This window comes from Tepidiforma sp., from assembly GCF_034433535.1.
GTDB lineage: Bacteria > Chloroflexota > Dehalococcoidia > Tepidiformales > Tepidiformaceae > Tepidiforma.
Genome location: NZ_DAOUAO010000074.1, coordinates 1 through 2677, shown reverse-complemented (window position 1 = coordinate 2677; position 2677 = coordinate 1). Strand labels below are relative to the sequence as shown.

The window sequence follows — 2677 nt, the reverse complement described above, 5'->3', positions numbered from 1 at the left end:
GCGACCCCGAAGGCGACGCCCACGCCCACGAGCACGCCGACACCGACGGCGACTACCCCGGCCCCCGCGTCGCCATCGCCGTCGCCGGCATCACCAACCCCGACACCGACGGCGACGCCGACCAGCGCGCCGGCGATCTCACCGGTGGGTACTGCCCCGATTGGCGGGGGCGGCGGCGGAAGCGGCGGCAAGGCGTTCATCCAGGTGCACAAGTTCGTGCCCAACGACAAAGGGAAGTGGCTGCCCGCAGCGCCTCCCGGGGAGTGGGTGTTCCTGCTGGCGGACGCGAACAACACGGGTCTGCAGAAATTCGTGGACGGCGAGCTGGTGGAGGTCGCGCCCGGGGACTACCTGGTGACCGAGCTGGACCCGGCGACGGGCGGACCGAACCCGCTGCTGTTCGACCTGGTGGTCTCGCCTAAGGGTGCGAAGGAGTGCCCCGGGGACCCGAAGGGCGGGAACCTGGCTGCGAAGGTGAGCGTCGACGAATCGGCGGCGAAGGCGGGCGCGGTGACGCACCTCTGCGCCTACAACAAGGCGCCGGGGACGGGGCCGAAGGTGACCGTGACGAAGAGCTTCGTGGAGGAGAGGGACGGCGTCGTGGTATGGCGGATCGAGCCCTCCGCCGCGGCGGACCTGCTGGTGTGGGATGCGGCTGCCTCGAGCTGCGCGGAGTTCAACGGCGCGGCCTGCGGCGACCTTATCAATAGCGGGTACGGTAAGTTCTACGCGACGGCGCCGGGGCAGTACTTCCTGGTGGAGCAGAAGTTCGAGGGCACCGCGGAGAAGTGCGAGGTTTCCAACACTGTGGAGTGGGGGACCGACCCGAACGGGCCGCGGGAGTCGCTGACGGTGACGTACCGGTGCTCGGGTGCGCCGACGCTGGGCTGGGTGCTGTTCACAGCGCTCGGGCTGGTCGGGGTTGGTTCGGCCTGGTGGGTGAGCCGGAAGGTGCAGCCGTGATGATGCTCGCCTGGTATGTGGCGGCGCTCATCGCGTGGGGCGGCGCGGTGTGGTTCTTCTGGCGAGCGGGGGCGTGGCTGCTCTATTTCGTGCTCGGGGCGGCGGGGTTCGCGGTGCTGGCGGTGGTCGGGATGCGGGAACTCGTGCCGGGCGAGCTGGCGGTGCGGGTGGCGACGGCCCACGCCGTGCATGGGCTGTCCTGGCTGCTGGGTATCCGCACGGCCCTGTTCGACGACCGGGCGGGGGAGCTGCTGGTCATTGGGGTGCCGCACCACCAGGAGTGGACGCGCCTGTCCATCGGGATTGAGTGCTCGGGGCTGCTGGAGACGGCGGCGCTGATGGGCCTGGGGCTCTTCTACCCCGCCCTGCCGCCGGGGAGACGACTGCTGGTGCTCGCGGCAGCGCTGGCGATGACCTTCGCGGCGAACGTGGTGCGGATGCTGGTCATCGTCGGGGCGGTGGCCTATGCAGGGCAGGATGCGCTGGATGTGGCGCATGTGGTCTTCGGGCGGGCGGTGTTCTTCGTGCTGGCGATTGGGATCTACTGGTTCGCGATAACGCGGCCGACGCTGCGCGTGGTGTACGCCCGGCTGCGCGCACAGTGACGGGGAGGACAAACGATGACGACCGACTGGTGGCTGCCGGCGCTGGGCTTCTGGGGGGTGTGGCTGTTTGTTCCGATCCTGGTTGACGGCTACCAGGCGTTCCGCTACCTGGTGGCGACGCTCGTTGGACGGGCGAAACGGCTGCCGATCCGGCCGGTCTCGGAGGCGCCGCGGGGGCGCTGGCCGTTTGTGACGGTGATCGTGCCGGTGTACAACAGCGCGGGCAGCCTGCGGGAGTGCATCGATTCGATCCGGCGGCAGAGCTACCCGGCGGAGCTGCTCGAGGTGCTGGCGATTGATAACGGCAGCCGGGACACCTCGTTTGAGGTGTTCGCGGAGCTGCAGCAGGAGCCATGGGACGGGGCGCTGCACTGGCTTTCGACCTTCCACCAGGGGAAGCCGTGGGCGCTCAATGTCGGCATCCACCATGCGCGGGGGCAGTACATCATCAACCTCGATTCGGATGTGTGGCTGCACGAGGATGCAATCGCGAACATGGTGGCGGCGTTTGAGCACGACGCGGACCTGGTCGCGGCGACGGGGGCGGTGGAGATCCGACCGGATGCCGGCAGCCGGGGCTGGATGCGGTTGCTGCACGAGTGCGAGTTTCAGGAGTACTATTTCGCGTTCAACGTGGGGCGGCGGTTCGAGACGATGGCGAACCGGCTGTTCACGCTGGCGGGGGCGTTCAGCGCATTCCGGCGGGAGGCGCTGCTCTCTTCGCACCTGTACGACTCGAGCACGGTGGGCGAGGACACGTTCATGACGTTCGAGATGCAGGAGCGATTCCCGGGGAAGAAGGTGGGGGTGGTGACGAGCGCGGTCTGCTACACCGACCCGATCCCATCGCTGCGTGCCCTGTATGCGCAGCGGGTGCGCTGGCAGCGGGGCGAAATTGAGGTGATTGCGGCGCACCCGAAGCTGGCGAAGCGGGGGCTGCTCTACCGCGGGTTTGCGCCGGTGCGGACGCTGATGGTGGACCACACGCTGGCGTTCCCGCGGGTGGCATGGACGTTTTTGCTGCCGGGGCTGGTGTTCTTCGGGTATTCGTGGAGCACGATCGCGCTGGCTGGGGTGGCGCTCTACGGGGCGTACCTGGTGATCGAGGC

3 protein-coding genes and 1 pseudogene are annotated in these 2677 nt (G+C 68.7%); 3 read left to right on the top strand and 1 reads right to left on the bottom strand.

Going from position 1 to position 2677, the window contains the following annotated elements; translation table 11 throughout:
• A pseudogene (locus VAE46_RS04125) lies at nt 1-191 on the bottom strand (PspC family transcriptional regulator); the annotation flags it as partial.
• A 25-nt stretch (nt 192-216) separates the two neighbouring features.
• On the opposite strand from VAE46_RS04125, the gene VAE46_RS04120 reads away from it, so the two are divergent.
• The 3 genes from VAE46_RS04120 to VAE46_RS04110 form a co-directional block, all read left to right on the top strand.
• Nucleotides 217-963: a hypothetical protein gene (locus tag VAE46_RS04120; RefSeq protein ID WP_322795652.1), complete on the top strand. Its 747-nt coding sequence runs from the start codon at nt 217-219 to the stop codon at nt 961-963.
• Nucleotides 963-1568 carry an archaeosortase/exosortase family protein gene (locus VAE46_RS04115; protein WP_322795651.1) on the top strand — a complete coding sequence of 202 codons (606 nt, stop codon included), beginning with the start codon at nt 963-965 and terminating at the stop codon, nt 1566-1568. The genes VAE46_RS04120 and VAE46_RS04115 overlap by 1 nt, the downstream gene beginning before the upstream one ends.
• Nucleotides 1569-1583: 15 nt before the next feature.
• On the top strand, nt 1584-2677 hold a 1094-nt coding region (locus tag VAE46_RS04110), incomplete at its 3' end, for a glycosyltransferase (RefSeq protein ID WP_322795650.1).